General features: G+C 42.6%; 10 protein-coding genes and 1 pseudogene. 5 read left to right on the top strand and 6 right to left on the bottom strand.

Features of this window, described 5'->3' with window-relative positions:
* A pseudogene (locus D5018_RS13270) lies at positions 1-375 on the bottom strand (signal recognition particle-docking protein FtsY); the annotation flags it as partial.
* A gap of 315 nt (positions 376-690) precedes the next feature.
* Between D5018_RS13270 and rsmD the strand changes: the two are divergent.
* The 4 genes from rsmD (at position 691) to D5018_RS13290 (ending at position 6,312) form a co-directional block, all read left to right on the top strand.
* Positions 691-1,269: a 16S rRNA (guanine(966)-N(2))-methyltransferase RsmD gene (gene rsmD, locus D5018_RS13275; protein ID WP_121839484.1), complete on the top strand. Its 579-nt coding sequence runs from the start codon at positions 691-693 to the stop codon at positions 1,267-1,269.
* Positions 1,270-1,342: 73 nt separating this feature from the next.
* Positions 1,343-1,711 (top strand): hypothetical protein, encoded by a 369-nt coding sequence (locus D5018_RS13280; protein ID WP_121839485.1) that lies wholly within the window; start codon positions 1,343-1,345, stop codon positions 1,709-1,711.
* 127 nt (positions 1,712-1,838) lie between these two features.
* Positions 1,839-3,170, top strand: a complete 1,332-nt coding sequence (locus D5018_RS13285; protein WP_243637436.1) for an efflux RND transporter periplasmic adaptor subunit — start codon at positions 1,839-1,841, stop codon at positions 3,168-3,170.
* Positions 3,171-3,180: 10 nt separating this feature from the next.
* Positions 3,181-6,312, top strand: coding sequence for an efflux RND transporter permease subunit (locus tag D5018_RS13290; RefSeq protein WP_121839486.1), 3,132 nt, complete (start codon positions 3,181-3,183; stop codon positions 6,310-6,312).
* 59 nt (positions 6,313-6,371) lie between these two features.
* Here the strand turns inward: D5018_RS13290 and D5018_RS13295 are convergent, their stop codons facing one another.
* On the bottom strand, positions 6,372-7,613 hold the full coding sequence (locus tag D5018_RS13295) for an aromatic amino acid transport family protein (RefSeq protein WP_121839487.1): 1,242 nt from the start codon (positions 7,611-7,613) through the stop codon (positions 6,372-6,374).
* Complete coding sequence (gene plsB, locus D5018_RS13300) at positions 7,613-10,051, bottom strand: glycerol-3-phosphate 1-O-acyltransferase PlsB (RefSeq protein WP_121839488.1); 2,439 nt, start codon at positions 10,049-10,051, stop codon at positions 7,613-7,615. The genes D5018_RS13295 and plsB overlap by 1 nt, the downstream gene beginning before the upstream one ends.
* A gap of 243 nt (positions 10,052-10,294) precedes the next feature.
* Here plsB and D5018_RS13305 point away from each other — a divergent pair, with 243 nt between their 5' ends.
* Positions 10,295-13,885 carry a hypothetical protein gene (locus D5018_RS13305; RefSeq protein ID WP_133309292.1) on the top strand — a complete coding sequence of 1,197 codons (3,591 nt, stop codon included), beginning with the start codon at positions 10,295-10,297 and terminating at the stop codon, positions 13,883-13,885.
* Between the two features lie 3 nt (positions 13,886-13,888).
* On the opposite strand, the gene D5018_RS13310 is transcribed toward D5018_RS13305, so the two are convergent.
* The 3 genes from D5018_RS13310 to D5018_RS13320 all read right to left on the bottom strand — a co-directional run bounded on the left by D5018_RS13310 (position 13,889) and on the right by D5018_RS13320 (position 17,879).
* Positions 13,889-15,490 (bottom strand): hypothetical protein, encoded by a 1,602-nt coding sequence (locus D5018_RS13310; RefSeq protein ID WP_121839490.1) that lies wholly within the window; start codon positions 15,488-15,490, stop codon positions 13,889-13,891.
* Positions 15,491-15,636: 146 nt separating this feature from the next.
* Entirely contained in the window at positions 15,637-16,017 is a 381-nt protein-coding gene (locus tag D5018_RS13315) for a hypothetical protein (protein ID WP_121839491.1), read from the bottom strand.
* Between the two features lie 269 nt (positions 16,018-16,286).
* Positions 16,287-17,879 (bottom strand): hypothetical protein, encoded by a 1,593-nt coding sequence (locus tag D5018_RS13320; RefSeq protein WP_121839492.1) that lies wholly within the window; start codon positions 17,877-17,879, stop codon positions 16,287-16,289.
* Between the last annotated feature and the right edge of the window lie 5 nt (positions 17,880-17,884).

Below are 17,884 nucleotides of genomic sequence, written 5' to 3' on the forward strand. Positions count from 1 at the left end.
TGGCTCTGGCTCTGGCTCTGGCTCTGGCTCTGGCTCTGGCTCTGGCTCTGGCTCTGGCTCTGGCTCTGGCTCTGGCTCTGGCTCTGGCTCTGGCTCTGGCTCTGGCTCTGGCTCTGGCTCTGCAAGATTTTCGACTTCTGTTGCTGTGTCAACAACCTTTTCTTGGCTTTCTTGAGGTATTTGTTGCTCTTGAACCTCTGTGGGTTCAACGTTCACTTCAACTGGCGTAGTCTCAACTGCTGGCTGTGACTCAACAACTTCAGCTTCTGGCGCTTCAACCGTTTGTACTTCTTCTTGTGTTTCTACTTGTTTCGGCTCGTCTTTAGCCTTTGACTTATCTCTACGGAACCAAGAGAAAAAACCTTTCTTTGCCATTTTATTTCCCAGCAATCTGCACAAGCCACATGATTTTGCTTAAATCAAGCAGCCAATTCATATAAAATTTCAATTCACTACGACACATATCGTTTTGAAAGATAATGTCGGTATTGCGTCATTCCTACGAAGGCAGGAAACGAAGTAACGACATGCTTTATTGTCGGTCATCCAGAGCCTTTGGTTTGGATAAAAGCCGCTAGACACCTGCCTAAGCAGGTGTGACATTCCTAAGTGCTAACGCACACAGGATTAACAAATTTATTTAAACGGCAAAGTTTACCACTTTCTATTGCAGTTCAACACAGGAATATCATGGCGAAAAAACAGTCACAAAGCAGCCAAGTTCGTATTATTTCAGGGCAATGGCGCGGGCGAAAATTACCTATCCATGATGCTGAAGGGCTTCGTCCTACTACCGATCGGATTAAAGAAACCGTTTTTAATTGGTTAATGGCGGATGTACGTGGTGCACGAGTTTTGGATTGTTTTGCTGGCAGCGGAAGTTTGAGTTTTGAGGCTCTATCTCGCAATGCTGAGTTCGCACAGTTGTTAGAACTCGATAAAAAAGCGGCAAAACAGCTTCAACAAAACCTCACCACCTTAAAATGTGACAATGCCAAAGTAAACCAAGGGGATAGTTTATCGTTATTGAAGCAAGCACCTGATAAGCCGTTTGATTTAGTGTTTCTTGATCCACCGTTTCGCAAAAACTTGCTTGAGCCTTGTATTGAATTGTTAATGCAAAATCAATGGTTGACGAATGAAGCGTTAATTTACATTGAGTTAGAGTCTGATGCGGCTCAATTAACCGTACCTGAAAGCTGGCGACTGCTCAAACAAAAAGTGGCGGGACAAGTGGATTCAAGATTGTATTTTCATCAAAATTCGTAACAAAATATCTACCTTTCAGGTCTTTCTATGTTAGATTCTGCGGTGATAGGTTATAGGAATTAAATCAGCCATAATGAAATACGCATTATTACTCTTCATTTGTGTATGTTTCCTGCTCACGCAAAGCGTATCGGCAGCGACCTTGCCTGCTTTGAATTCCTCTCAAGCCCCAATGAGCCAATCTATGACCATGGATGAGCATTGCCATCATGGCAGCAAGATGATGCAAACCAAAACCTCCAACATGGCTCATGATTGTTGCCAAACCGAGCAACACGATTGCCAAGGCAGTTGTGAGCCTTGCGGTGTGGCAGCGGGTATCAGCCTTACCTATAACGCTTTAAAAATGTCGTTGCCAACATCCTCTACTGCCATGACATTTCATAACTGCTTTTTCTATCAATTCCATCCAGATCCGAGTCTGCGACCACCAATTGCTTAATTCTGTTTAATTATTCTGTCCCAAAATATTTGGGGCAATTTTACTGAATTAACAATATCCCGATGTGTGAATTACAAAAGTATTTAAGGCATACAGTTAGAGTAATAGTGTAATAAGACAACCGTCCGTGACAGGACGTCACGGTCGTCAGTACATGGATGTACGTTTCTGTTGGCGTTCACACTATTGCTCTTTAGCTAGGCAAAATGCATTCACACATCTGGCATCATTAGGAAATATTATGCGTTATTCCTTTATTGCCCTGCTATGGCTGGGTACTGTGGCATCAGCATTGGCGGCCAATTACAACCACGATCATTCAATGCATCAAGTGCTTGCACCTAAAGCACAATACGTATGCCCAATGCATGCCCATATCAAAAAAGATCACGAAGGCACGTGCCCAATTTGCGGCATGGACTTGGTGAAATCCGTTGCAAGTGAAAATACCAACACGCCATCCATCAGTGTATCTGGCGATATGCAACAAGCGCTTGCCATTAAAGTCTCACCAGTGAAACGCCAAACCTTATGGCAATACGTAAAAACTACAGGAATTGCCAAATACGATGAACGTACAATTCATCACCAACACGCCCGAGTCAGTGGCTGGATTGAGAAATTAGCGGTAAGCAGCATTGGTGAGCAGATCAAGCAAGGACAACTGTTATATCAACTCTATTCACCAGAACTGATCACCGCTCAAGATGATTTTTTACTGACACTAAATACTTACGAGAAAAATCCAAGCAGTCGCAAATATGCTGAACTACTGGAAAAGTCACGTACTCGTTTGTTATTGCTTGGGATCAGCCCAAAGCAAATTCAGCAGCTTCAAAAACAGAAACAAAGTCAGTTTTTAGTCAATTACTACGCCAAACAAGCGGGCGTTATTAAAGCGCTTAACGTGCGCGAAGGTATGTACATTGAGCCTAAAACTGAAGTACTTGCCATTGCCAGTACCGATGACATTTGGGTCGTGGCGGATATTTACGATGCCAATCAACCTTGGCTCACCACTGGTATCACTGCCAGAGTGAAACCTGTGACCACTGCGGGTGATACTCGTATCGGCAAAGTTGAGTATCTTTACCCTGATCAAGATCCTGTCACCCGTAGCAGTCGCGTTCGCATTGTGTTTGAGTCTGGCTCCTTGCCGCTAAAACATAATGCCTTAGTCGATGTTGAGCTACTCGGTGGTGCAAAACACCATGTACTCACCATGCCACAACACGCTTTGATCCAAACCGGCACTGACAATCGCGTTATTGTGAAAACCTCAGACAATACTTTTGAAGCCAGAGACGTTACTACAGGGCTAAAACGAAAAGGCTTGGTTGAAGTGCTTTATGGGGTAAAAGAAGGCGAACAGGTTGTGGTGTCAGGGCAATTCTTGTTGGACTCTGAATCCAGCCTACGTGGCGGTTTAGAGCGTTTATCTAGCGCTCATCAGCATTAGGGTTATCGCCATGTTAGCACGTATTATTTCTCTCGCGCTGGAGCAGCGCTTAATCGTCATCATGCTAGCCTTATTGATGACCGGATGGGGCGTACTCGAACTCAAGCGTATGCCTATTGATGCTTTACCTGATTTATCCGACGTACAAGTCATTGTAAAAACCCAATATCCGGGGCAATCACCACAATTAGTCGAGCAGCAGATCACTACACCACTGTCGAACATTTTAATGAGTGTACCTGGGGCAAAAACCGTTCGCGGTTTTTCTCTGTTTGGTGATTCCTACATCTATGTGATTTTTAATGATGACACCGACAGTTATTGGGCGCGCAGTCGTGTGCAAGAAACCATATCTCAAGCTTCAAGCCTATTGCCCTCAGGCGTACAGCCCATTTTGGGTCCTGATGCGTCTGGCGTAGGCTGGATTTATGAGTATGCATTAGTCGACCATTCAGGAAATCACGATTTATCACAGCTCACTAGCTTGCAAGATTGGTACTTACAACCAGCCCTTCAAAGCCTTGAAGGAGTTGCCGAGGTTGCCACTATTGGCGGCATGAAGCAAAGCTATCAAATCGTCGTTAACCCTAGTTTATTGCAAAACTTTGGCTTAACCCTCAAGCAAGTGATCGACACCATCAAGATGCACAACCGTGAAGTTGGTGGCTCTGTGGTAGAAATGGCAGAAGCGGAATATATGATCCGCGCCAAAGGTTACCTCACCAACATTGCTCAATTTGAGCACTTACCTGTTGGGAAAGTATCGCCTTCGGGCACGCCTCTTTTGCTAAAAGACATCGCCACAGTCCGCTTAGGACCAAGCAGTCGCCGCGGTATTGCCGAACTGGATGGACAAGGTGAAGTGGTGGGCGGCATTATTGTTATGCGTTATCAAAATAACGCCAAAGCCACTATTGAAACGGTGAAAGCGCGTCTTGAGCAACTGAAAAAAGGGCTGCCAGAAGGTGTAGAAATTGTGCCTACCTACGATCGCTCCGAGCTTATCAATAATTCGGTGGATAATTTATTCGTCAAAATTGGCGAAGAAATGCTGATTGTGGCGTTGGTATGTTTGCTGTTTTTATTCCATGCTCGCTCGACACTTGTGGCGATTTTAGTACTGCCACTGTCAATATTAGGTGCATTCATTTTAATGAACCACCTTGGGATCAACGCCAATATTATGAGTCTTGGTGGCATTGCCATTGCCATTGGCGCTGTGGTCGACGGCGCGATTGTGATGGTGGAAAACACTCATAAACATCTCGAAGCCTTTGAGCAGCAACATCAGCGAACACCCAACAACATTGAACACTGGCAACTCATAAAACAAAGCTGTGTAGAAGTGGGACCTGCGCTGTTTTTCTCGCTGCTGATCATCACCTTAAGCTTTGTGCCTGTGTTCACTTTAGAGGCGCAAGAAGGTCGACTGTTCAGCCCGCTGGCGTTCACCAAAACCTTTACCATGGCGGTTGCCGCGTTTCTGTCTATCACCCTTATCCCTGTGGTGATTGGCTTTTTGATCAAAGGCAAAGTCCCTTCTGAGCAGCAAAATCCATTAAACCGTGGGTTGATGGCAAGTTATCACCCTTTGCTTAAGCAAGTTCTCAAACATCCAAAACTAACGTTAGTGGCAGCTATTACTATTTTAGCCAGCAGCTATTACCCCATCGCTCAAACAGGCACTGAGTTTATGCCTGAATTGGAGGAAGGCGATTTAATGTACATGCCCACCACACTGCCGGGGATCAGCGCCGCTAAAGCGAGGCAATTACTACAGCAAACCGATAGACTCATTAAAACCGTGCCTGAAGTGAAGCGTGTATTTGGTAAAGTGGGACGAGCACAAACCGCTACCGATCCTGCACCACTGACCATGCTAGAAACTACCATTTTGCTTAAGCCTAAAGAGCAGTGGCGAAAAGGCATGACCTTAGATGGCATCATTGCCGAACTGGAAACAAAGGTTCAAGTACCAGGGCTAACCAACGCTTGGGTGCAACCCATTAAAACTCGCATTGATATGTTATCTACCGGAGTCAAAACCCCTGTTGGCATCAAGATCAGCGGTGAAGATGTAAAAGAGCTTGAGAACATTGGTCAGCAGATAGAATCCATTTTAGCGCCACTTGACGGCACGCAATCGGTATACGCCGAACGCAGCAGCAGTGGGCGTTATTTAGATATCGAGCCAAAGTTGGATGTCGCTGCTCGCTATGGGATCAGCCAGCAGCAATTGCATGACGTAGTACGCTTTGCGATTGGCGGCATGACCATTAGTGAGTCAATTCAAGGTAACGCACGCTATCCAATCATTGTGCGCTATCCGCGTGAATTAAGGGATAATCTTGAAGCCATCAAGCAATTACCCGTCACCAGTAATCAGGGGCAGATGATCCCACTCTCGCATCTGGCAGACATTAAATTACGCTCTGATGCCGCCATGCTCAAAAGCGAAAATGGACAGTTGATCAGCTGGGTCTTTGTAGATATCAAAGATGTTGCGCTCGGAGACTATATTCAAGCGGCTCAAACTGCCTTGGGTCAATCTTTAACTCTGCCACCACGTTATTTTTACGAATTTGCTGGTCAATATGAGTATTTACAGCGAGTACAAAACACCTTATCGGTTGTGATCCCTGTGGTACTGGTAGTGATTTTCATTCTGCTGTTAATGACTTTTCAGCAAGCCAGTCAAGCCATCATGGTGATGCTGTCGCTGCCGTTTGCTTTGGTGGGCAGTACATGGCTGATTTATGCAATGGGCATTCAGTTCTCCACCGCAGTGATCATCGGCATGATCGCTCTAGCAGGCGTCGCAGCTGAGTTTAGCGTCATTATGTTATTGTATTTGAATAACGCCATCAGTGATGCCAAAGCCAAACAGCAACTATACTCCGCCTCTGATTTACGCCACGCCATTATGCAAGGTGCCTTAATGCGTATTCGCCCTAAAGCCATGACGGTAGCCACCATCTTCTTTGGACTGTTACCAGCATTATGGGGAGCAGGTTCCGGTAATGAAGTCCTTAAAGCCATTGCCGCACCAATGGTTGGCGGCATGATCACCGCGCCTTTATTATCGCTGTTTGTTCTACCTGCAATTTATTGGTTATGGTATCAGCGACATCTAAGACCTTAAGATCAAATACAAAAGCCAGCGTTCAAGCTGGCTTTTGCAAATTAAACACTCGCGGTTTATTAGCTAAACATTGGCAGAAGGCCTGCCATATTGAGTAAATGGCATATCATGACGGCGATACCGTAAAAGAACACTACACCCAGCATTCCACTGCCACCAGGCACACGAAAACTTCTACTTTCAGGGTGAAGTTTTCGTACTTTCCACGTCATCAGGCAAGGAATCACCACCACAGAAATTGCCCCAGCTAACGCCGCAAAGCCAATTGCCATGATAAAACCGTTGGGTAAGAAGATGCCTAATACCGTTGGCGGAACAAAAGTCACTAAACCAGACTTGATTCGACCTGACCAACTGTCATCAAAACCAAATAAGTCAGCAATAAAATCGAATAAAGCTAAGCTCACGCCTAAAAAGGATGATGCAACCGCTAAATTGGCAAACAAGGTGAGTAAGTGAGATAACCAATCACTGGATACCACTTTTGACATGCCCTCAATCAGTGCTCCCATATTGCCCCCAAGTGCAATAATATGAGAGAACTCACTGCGAGCAATGTGACCCATGGTAACCATCATCCAGCAGATATAAATCACCAACGCCAATACAGTACCGATCAGTATCGCCTTGAGTACATGTGACGCCGACTTGTCATAGTATTTCACTAAACTTGGCACCACCTGCTGAAATCCAAAACTGGCTAAACCGACGGGTAAGGCACCAAGAATATAAAGGGAATAATGAGGATCACCATTTGGCATCCACAACTTAGCGGGTTCAACATCTAAGAGTAAATTTCCCGTTGCCATAAAGAAGGTGATCAGCATACCCCCTAACATGATGGTGGAAATGCGGCCAACGTGTTTGGTCCCAATAATAACAATGGCTGCCAACACACCCGCAAAGACTAATCCTGCCCAGCCTTGCGGCAAGCTAAGACCAATCGCATTCAAGCTATGGTTGACGACAGAGCCACCACCACTGACATAGGCATAAGTCAGTACATACATTAAAAATGCGATACTAATGCCACTGACCGTTCGCCAAAAGTTACCTAAAATCGTCTTAGTGAGAGAGTCAAAATTAACCCCAGCTTTGTAATGCAGATTCACCTCAAGTAGATACAAACCGGCCATCATCATACAAAACCAAGCCACCAGCAGCATCAGCACTGAGTAGCTGAACCACATACCCGCACCAACCACGGGTAAAGTAAACATGCCTGCACCAACTGCGGTGCCCGCAACAATCATGGCTCCGCCAATCACAGAGGGTGAGGTATCGCCCTGTGCCGCCGCCATTAATTATTAAGCTCTTGAGTTTGTGACTGCTGTACACTGTTAATGAGCACTTGCTTAACTGCAGGATCGAGCAAATGATTAAATTGAGACACAAGTGGCGAAAGTTGCATGTTTGGCTCCGTTTGTCCGATGAATCCTAAGTCTTTCAATTTCAACGTCAAAGTAGCATACAATTTCTTATCATAAAACTCTGGCGCAGCAATGCCGTGCAAAGTACCAATATGTTTAGCGAGCGCTAAGCTTTCTCTTTCTAAATCAACGCGCTCTATCTCGGGTTGCTGCTCAAGCAAGTTAAATAGAATACCGTAACGTTGCAGCATTTCATCAAGAGTTCGAGCCAGAATGTTGAGTGACAACATATTAGCTTCAACGTGCTTATAACCGCTCTCTGTTAGCTGGATCAGCCCTTGCGCTTCAAAGTGCTCAATAATCGCATCAACATGAGCCGTTAACTCTGGCACATTCAAAAACAACTCGGCTTGCATCAATGGATACAATTGTTCGATGTGTTTTAAAATGTGTTCGCGGCTGATATGTTCATGGCGCAAAATGCAGTTCGCAACCAAAGCAGGCAACACAAACAGATGAACAATGTTGTTGCGATAGTAAGTCATTTCACGCGCTTGAGTGTCATCAAGTGACACGATGTCACCGTATTTATCCGGCTCAATGGTGAACTTCTCAAGCTCTAGAGCTTGCTCAAGTAAAGTGTCTTCATTGCCTTCTGGCACAGAGGTAAACTCGGAATATGGCACTGCTTTCAGCAACGTCAAATACAAGGCAAGTTGACGTTTAAGACTGGCTTTATCTAATGATTTTTGCTCCGACGATAATAAAATAAGGCTCACTAAAGTCACAGAGCTGACCGCCGCCGCGCCATTGATATTACGCATGACTTTAGTGGCTAAGGTATTCACCGCTGGTGTTAACCATTTTGGCTTTTGATTCGGATCTTCAGCCATTTGCTGACGCCAATTCGATTCAATATCGTTCAAGTGCTGCTGAACTTGAATAGGTTCACCAAAGTTGACATAGCCTTGACCAAAATTACCCAACTTACGAATAGCACCAAACACTTGCCATACTGATTCTTTTTGTTTTTTCTTACCACTCAATTCCTTGTGGTAAGTCGAAACCTCCATCACATGGTCATAACCTAAATACACTGGCACTAAAGTAACAGGGCGTTTAGAACCACGCAGAACACTGCTGACGGTCATGGCCAGCATCCCTGTTTTCGGATTCAACAAGCGACCAGTGCGTGAACGTCCACCTTCGGTGAAGTATTCAACGCTGTAGCCTTTATCAAATAACTGATCTAAATAAGCACGGAATACGGAGGTATACAGCTTATTGCCATTAAAGCTACGACGAATAAAAAACGCTCCGCCTTTGCGGAAAAAAGGGCCTGCTGGCCAAAAATTCAAATTAATACCCGCTGCGATATGCGGTGGCACCATACCTTCGTAATACAAGATGTATGAAAGTAAAAGGTAATCCATGTGACTGCGGTGGCATGGAACATAAACGATTTCATGACCGTCATGGTGCAACTGACGAATGGATTCCGCCCCTTTGATATTGATGCCTTTGTAAAGCTTATTCCAAAGCCATGTTAGCATCCTCTCACTGATCCGAACTAAGCTGTCTGAATACGCTGCGGCAATTTCATCAAGGTATTCCTCTGCGCGAGCTTTGGCTTGCTCTCGGGAGATTTTTTTACTTTGCGCTTCTTCGCTAATGGCGTTTTGAATAGCTTCCGATGCTAATAGCTGCTTAAACAAAGCTTGACGCTTAGGTAAATCTGGCCCCGTCATCACTTTGCGTTGACGACCAAAATGAACACGCGCCACTCGAGCTAATTTATGAGCGATACGCTCGTCGGTGCCGTGTTGATCTGCCATGTAACGTAGTGAAACTGCATTAGAAAACTGAATGAAATTGTGTCGACCCAAAAATAAAATCATTAAACACTTACGTAACCACGTTGGGGTCTCTCGCTCCAGTACCGCCGCCTTCATGGTGTCATCTTCTTTACCCGGCGTACGTCCCCAATACAAGCTCACAGGCATTAATTGAATATCCAATTGCGAGTCTTGATGATGCCACTCAAGTAACTGACTGAAATTGCTTAAGTACTCATGATCGTTTTGCTGTTTGCCAAATAAAGGCTTCGCCTCCTGTAAGCACACTACTCTTGAAATCGAGCGTCCATTAATGCTGATAGGATCATACGGATCCGGTAATCCATACTTAGCCGTTATTTCACTCAGTGCAGCAAAATCGCTAGCGGATTCGGTTTTCATGACATAAACCAAAGGCTTATCAGCCTTAATATTCAAATCCGAAAACGGTGCTTGTGGTACCACAATAGTATGAACAAACCACTTTTGAATAAAACGCAAGGATTTAAAAAACCAGGAATCATGTTTGGGCATAGGAGCTTAACGTCTAAATCTCATTTCGAATATACCCTTTAGAATACCAAGATATCGCTGTCAGGATAAGTAATTGTTTTATGCAACAAGATAAATCATGGCGATTAGTTGCCTTGACAACGCTATAGCCAGATGCGCCCACCTCACTCGGTGAATAAAAATTAACCAGACATTTATTTCCCCAAAATGAAAACTTGGTCAATACGTGGATAATGGCGGGTTCGGATCCGCATGCAGCCTATTATGATAATCGTTGAGCCTATACAGCATCATCATATCCATGTCAGTGATGATTACCATGCCACGAATGAAGTATTGGCTAAATCTAGCCCACAATTGCTGTTTCAGGTCACCCAAACAGGTAAAGAGATTAAGTTTCCAGTTGTCGAATACTTTGAGCTCAAAGACAGTTATGAAGCATTTCGAAATAGCGGCAGTTTTAACGATTTCTACCTTTCATATAGTGCAGATATTAGCACACTCAATCGCCTCATTGAGCGTTTTTTCGATGAACCAGACTGCGCAGACAAACTCAGCCGAGTTGATACCTTTAGATATAACTTATTTGTAAAAGCTGATGACGCAAAAGTCATTGACCACAAAGCTTCCTATTATCGACGCTACCTCTATGGTGAAGCGAGGCTAGAGTTTCATCGAGTGGTCAACTTAATTGAAGACTCGCCACTGAACCCTGCTGAACAAAAAACAATAATTGGTGATATGGCAGATGGACTAGACACGTGTACAGGAGGCGTTCAATCTCGAATTGCAACAGCTTTCCGCAAGCTTCATTACTCCTATTTGGGGGCTAATGGGGCGTTAAAAAATCTATGTTTTGAAATAGCCCAAGCTGACGCAATGCGATTTTTCCACATTACTGCTTCCAATAGAAATGTGGGTGAAATATTCGAAATACATGTAGTCAATCACTTGCTAAAAAGCATTGATGCCATGTTTGCCATAGATGAGCCAATGGATGGAAGTGGTGAAGACTATAAATCGAAGTTTCGAAATAGCGATTACACAAAATTTAGTCAACAGGTTAGCCGATTACTTACTGCTTCTAACATGATTACGACCATTTGCAATCAGCATTTCGACAGGCTGATGAATATACTAGAAACGAATGGACTGATATCAAACATGGATTCTGTAGTGGAATTGGCGAAAATCAAAGGAGAGATACTAGAGCAAATCAATCTCTTAGTATTAGAACCAATCAATTCATTTTTACTTAGCAACATATCATTTCCCAAACTGCTAAATTCTGATGGCACCTCGAATGGAATATGTTTCTTGTCATTGGCTTGTTATTGGGTAGGAATTATTCAAAGGCAATACAGAAGCCATTTTAACCCTATTAGCGAAAAGGTATGCACCTTAGTTACCACTCCCAATGAAGATGAAGAACAACATGTCGCTTCGCACTATCCAAAAGTAAAACAAGCATGGGGCAACTTCTTTTGGGTAGAGCATAATGGTAAAACCAAAGGGTTAACGGTATACCAAATTATGCTGTTAGCAGAAAAAGAATCGAACAAAACCATCTTGACCGGCTATTTAGATGCGCTCGAAATAAACTCACTTGAAGAAGCCTTACAATGCCTTAACTTATTGGCGTCCAATCAGCATTCAATACTCATTCAACAGGCTCGTTGCCATAAATTGGTTCAATTCCGAGTATTTTATTTTTTCAATGAAATCATCAATGCTGAATTTGAGCGTTGGCAACAGGCTTCAAGCCAAGCTCAAGACTGCGAATATGTTTTAAATTACAATCAATTGATGCCCTTGCAACACCTAACAACATCGGAATTTGAAACTCTCCATGCAAATTCAGAATTTCTGTGTGAAGTCTGCATCATTATTGAGCAAGCCAGAAGGGGGATCTTTATCACTCCAATGCAAGTGCTTCATTTATACCAACTTGGGAAGTTAGAGCTCATATTACAAAGCAATTGCCAACTCACACCCAAGACGGTAGAGCATATTTTCAGCTTATTAATTACTCAGTATGACAGCGAATCTATTGGTAAGCTTTATGCCTTTGTTCATGCTAAAGACCCATCATCACATGCCGAATTGCAAGCCACTTGGTGCCCGAGCAAATTATTAGATAAAGTCGTTAAAAGCGATGATTTTCAGTTCACCACCGATATGCTTAAGTTATTCCCAAATGAAGTAACTAAATGGGCACTGAATAAAGACACCCAAAATGGATCGCTAATGCATTATTGTATGCTCTCTAACCACCTTAATGCATTTAATGCACTACTAGCTTCTGGGCTTATAGAGCTCAACCAGATGACTTCCAAAGGTACCTTGTTACAAGCAGCGCTAAGTAATCGCAAATATAAGCCTTTTTTAGAGGCATTGTTAACACAAGACCACCTTAGTTTATTTTTCCCTTTATCCAACAAAGGTAAATGCAACTTTGATGTCGCTGTAGATGATGAAACCCAAACCTTGTTAACCACAGCATTAGCTCAACGGTTAAAACAGGCTAGAACTGGTGGTACTTTATTTGGAAAAGTACTAACTGAACTCCCAACCAGTAACCCAAAGCCGAAAGAAAATTGGGAGGGTGGCTGGGAACAAGTTGATATCAACGGTGAGCTCAATATCTTACTTGAACTCATCCAGCGATCTTTTGCTTTTTACTCTATAGAAGAGTTAGTCAGTGAACTTAATAGGCATCGAGCCATTAACTGGCAATCAGCTCCGCTATACCTTAAAAATTTGGCTTGGAGTGTTCGCTGCTCTGATTGGATAGCTAATCCCGAAAGCACTAGCGAGCGAACTCAGGACTTTATGCAGCTTTTGCCTAGTATTCATAAATCTGAAATGGCTGACTGGCTTGAATTTGCCCAACTATTAAACGTAAAGAGCTTAAAGGCCGCCATCATCATTAACTATTTTAATCAAAACCAAACGGACAAGGCTGTAGACGTAGAACTCGGTTGGCTCTTTGGTCAAAGAAATTTGATCCCAAAAGGAAGCTTTGGGCGCCACTATTCAGGAAGACAACATGCTCTATTATTAACCATGGCCATCAAAACAGGGGCAGTGGGGTTGGTAGAGCATAGAATGTTACTCCAAGTTGTAGATTATCCACTTAACCAGCCCTTGCTTCATGCAGAAGGCTTTGCTGATAAACCATCAACCTGTATACCTCTTATCTATGCCATCAACGCCAACCAAGCTGAAGTCGCCATTAAAATTGCTGAACTAGACCCTCGTCAAATCTCTACTTTTTGCCCTAGTGTACAAGCTAATGCTTTGCAACGGGCCGCGTGTCGCCTTGACTCACAGCAACTACTCCAAGCCATGCTTCCTCATTGCAATGTTAATCAAGAGGACTCCAATGGTTACTCAGTATTAGATTTAGCACTGAACGCTCAAAACATGAAAAATGTGGAGCAATTGCTTACCCATAAAAAAATAGATTTGTTTTGCCGTTCAAAAAGCGGGCACCTCATATACCAAATGGTACAAGAACGAGTAACTAAGAACACCCTCGACCATGCCATTGTATTAACGAGCGGCCACAGCCGTAACAGAGAAAAAGCTGTGGATATAGAGAAAGCGCTTATTCCTTTGAAAGCTAAGCGTTTTGATTTTTTCGACAAGATTGTCGACGATTATCCCTTTGTCTGTGATCACCTTAATGAGTTTAATCTTATGCTGGCAAAATGTGATTACCATTCACTGCAAGCCTTGGTTTACAGCCTCTCTGCTGGATTTAAGTTTTACAACGAAGAACTAAAACAAGGGGCGATCAGGATTTTGCAAGCCCATGTTGCAGTTAGGTACCAAACAGAGATCGTTTTTTAACGGCTATTGATTAACTGGATCATTCAAAAATTTAGCCGCATATTGCACGCTATGGCAGCTGCTTAGCTCTGGAATACTGGCCAATTGCGAAAACAGCTCTTTCCACGTCATTTTTTCATTTTGAGTAAACAACCGCTCAAATAACCACATCATCACCTGTTCATCAAAATCAAAGTACTCATCCCCAAAAATAGCGTCATCAACGTCTATTCCGAAATATTCTGCAACCTCATAAAAATAAGGACTAAGCTCAGTAAGTAAGTTGATCGGCTTCCATTTACCTACTTTCAAGCATGTTACATTCCTGTATTTGGCTAGTTCGTGGCCTTCAACTTTTGTAGCACCATCACAGGTTGCATCCTCATGCTCTGCTAGATATTCATTGATCTTAAAATAGTTTTTCAGCGCCCTGAGCTCACGAGTACCTCTTAAATCAGGAATGGCATCAAGGTGAGTAAAAAGTTGCTGCCAATTTAACGGTTCTTTATTCTCAAAATATTCAATCATGAGATAGGGTAGTCGATTGAATTTAAAGTCTGCACGAGTACCATAATCTCTAGCTTTATGCTGTAACACTAAAAATTCCCTTGATGAAAGCTCTAGTGAAACCGCTAAGCTCACACAATGCGGCATGATGACATGTGACAGTCTAAAGTCATTCGGTTTTATCTGAACAAAATTAGGTACTACTGGCCGCAGAGAAAAATGGATATCGGGTAACTCGTTCCAATGTGCAGGAAGCTTGACGCCATAACGCCTAGCAATACGATGAAACTCTGGCTCAAACTCCATACTTGGAATGTTAATCAGTAGATCAAAGAACATCTGATGAGTCACTAAATTGTTCCTAAAAAATGCTCTCAGTATGAAGCTCACCGTATGCCACTCACAGTCACCATATCGTTGTTGATATTCAAAGATCTGTTGCTCAGTGATACCAAGCAGATTAGCCAATTGATGACGATGAGGAATCAATAACTGGCAAAAATCAAACCCTTCAAAAATGTTTTCATTACCGCTAACAAATCCAGTACTTATCGCCCAAGTATATTCATGCGCATAAGTAGCACGATAAGCACTGTTTAAACGAAATCGCAGTTGAGAATTTTGCTGCTTTTCAAGAGCCTTTGCCACAATGGCTTCTTTGCTGAACCCATGGAACAACCGTAGATAAAAAGGCGATTTTTTATTAGTAGAAACAATGTACTTATGCTCTTTTGCAGTGAGTCTAAAACTAAAGGAAGATTCAATGCCTTTTTCAACAATACCGACTTGCCAAGGATGATATTTTCCTGAATCAACCTCCGGAGTATCATCCAATATTAATATTGCAGAGCAATACACTTTCACTTTGAACTCAGTAGACTTACCTGCCAATTTCCGGAAAAAGCCTTTGATGCCAGTTACCCGTACATCAAAAATATCTGCGACCGTGTCTGGCGCATTGGGAATACAAGCATAGTACTGACCCGAAATTAACGCTGACTTCGAATTTGAATCAACATCTCGGGATTTTGCATGAGCTACACTACTTTCACTCATGGCTTGCGCATAACTTGGAGGAAGATCACGACTATGATAAGTGTGAGGTCTTATTGCTCCCATTGGCAACTCTACTTAAGTAAAAATTTCATTGTATAAAATAAAAGCTGAACATTGACTTGATTTAGATAAACTTGCCAAAGACAAATGTTAGAGGGTATTTTCAATTAGACCTTTGATTAACACAATCATGCCACTACTGTAACTTATTATTTTTCTTCCCTTCCTTTGGCCTGTTGCCAACAACAAAACAGGCAAAAGTAATCACAAGCTTTAGTTTCTAAGCAGGAAAAAAGCAACCAACATGGGCAGCACATGTCTTTATCTCTTTTTAAGGTATCTGGATCAACACCCATAAATTTACCAAGCACCCTACGAAGCCTCTTAGTCTCATGCTGAATAAGCTCACTATCTTCACCGGTATCACTTTCAGCATCAGACTCCTTGATTCGAGATAGAGGATTTGGAGTACATTGATACTTCCGGTCACCATTAGGTAAGCTCTGCGGCTGTGGAGCGCTATCAACTCCCCCCGTACTGCCATAACCAACCTGTTGTGGATAAAGAACATCTTTAGTGATTGCTGCCATTGAATGTGACTCGCAAAATAAAACTCATTATAAAATCCAATCACTTACTAAACGAGTGAATCATTGTTAATCTCTAACATTTCATTTTCTTACTGTGCTTTATAGCTGTAGACTGTGGGCTTTTATAGACAGCTTAGGGCGTGTTCTCTCAGGCTGGTTTGTTTGAAGTTTTCTGGCGGTGAAAACACAATCATGGATTCATAGACTAGGGAGCATTCCCAACTAGATTTCTGATTTAACGACACACATGACAGTCGCTATTTCATTTACTACTGCTGATTTAGATAAACAGCTCCTGATTGTAATTCCTGATAAGTCTCCAATTCTGGTATTGAAGCCAATTGGCTTAAGAATTCCTGCCACGTCATTGTTTCATTTTTCGCAATGATCTGCTCAAATAGCCACACCATTTTTTGCTCGGGGTAATCCACAAATTCATGTCCTGTTATAGCAAACTCTGTATCAATGCTAAAATGATCGGCAATTTCCCAAAAATTGAAGGCGAGTTCTGTTAATAAATTAATAGGTTCTTCATTGCTCACTTGCACACATATCATCTGTTTAAGATTAACCCTTTCATTCCCATTTATTTCAGTGACACCATTACATGTGATGTTGCCATTTTGAGTAACCAACTCAGTGACCTTAAAATAATCTTTCATCTCCTGTAATTTTTCAGTACCCCTCAATTCAGGAATCGCATCTAGATGAGTAAATAGCTGTAACCAATCCAAGGTATCTTTATTTTGAATATGCTCTAATAAAAGGTAGAGCGTTCTATCAAGTTTCGGTTCATCCAATGTGACATTATCAAAGGCCTGCTGCTGTACTTTCAATAGTTCTGTCGATGATACTCCCAAAGATACGGCTAGACTGACCAAATGGGGCAAAATAATATACTCTAACGTATGACCATAAGGTTCAATTTGAACAAAGTTAGGAATAACAGGCCGCAGAGCAAAAGGAAGATCAGGTATTTTTTCCCAATGATTAGGCAACGAAACGTTATAGCGCCTCGCAATACGATGAAACTCTGGTTCGAATTCCATGCCTTCAATCCTGCACAACGCATGAAAGAAATCTTGATGACTGACTAAGTGATACTTAAAAAACTCGTCCAAAATAAAACTCACGGTTTGCCATTCACTGTCACCGAATTGTTGTTGAAAAGTGGCAATTTGTTGGTCACTCACTCCCAAAATTTCAGCAAGTTGATGGTAGTGATTAACAAAAAGTTTCGGGAAATCAAATCCATTAAAACGGTCACCCCCACCACCATAAGTTTGGTAAGATTTATTCCAATCGTATTCATGGGCATAATGAAGTACATAAGTTAGATATAACCGAGCTCGCATGCCTGAGTCTAATCGTTTCTCTATTGCCTCAGCGAACAAAGCCTCCTCATTTAATCCATGAAACAAACGTAATAAAAAAGACGGTTTCTTAGCTGGAGAGAGAAAGTATCTGAAATTTTGGTTTCGAGTTAACTTAAGATCTAGCGACTCTTGTTTACCATATCTCAGAAGAGTCATATTCCAAGGCACACCATCCTCAGGATGCCTTTTGTATACAAAGCTGTCTAATTTCAATATGGCTGAGCAATTCACACTAATCCGAAAATGGGTAGGTTTACCTAAAATCAACCAAAATAACTTTTTAAAACCTGTCACTCTGACATCAAAAGTCTCTGCAACCCTATCAGGTGCACAGGGTATGCAGCTATAGTGATTTCCAGCAATTTCCGCCGCATTCGGAATGTCGCCTGCCTCTGCTTTCTGAGCATAATTCAAGCAACCATGATTAGCCGACTGCTGATGGCAAAGTGATGGAGAACTACGCCCTTGAGTTTCTGAAATGGACATCTATA

This window comes from Parashewanella curva, from assembly GCF_003675895.1.
Classification (GTDB): Bacteria; Pseudomonadota; Gammaproteobacteria; order Enterobacterales; family Shewanellaceae; genus Parashewanella; species Parashewanella curva.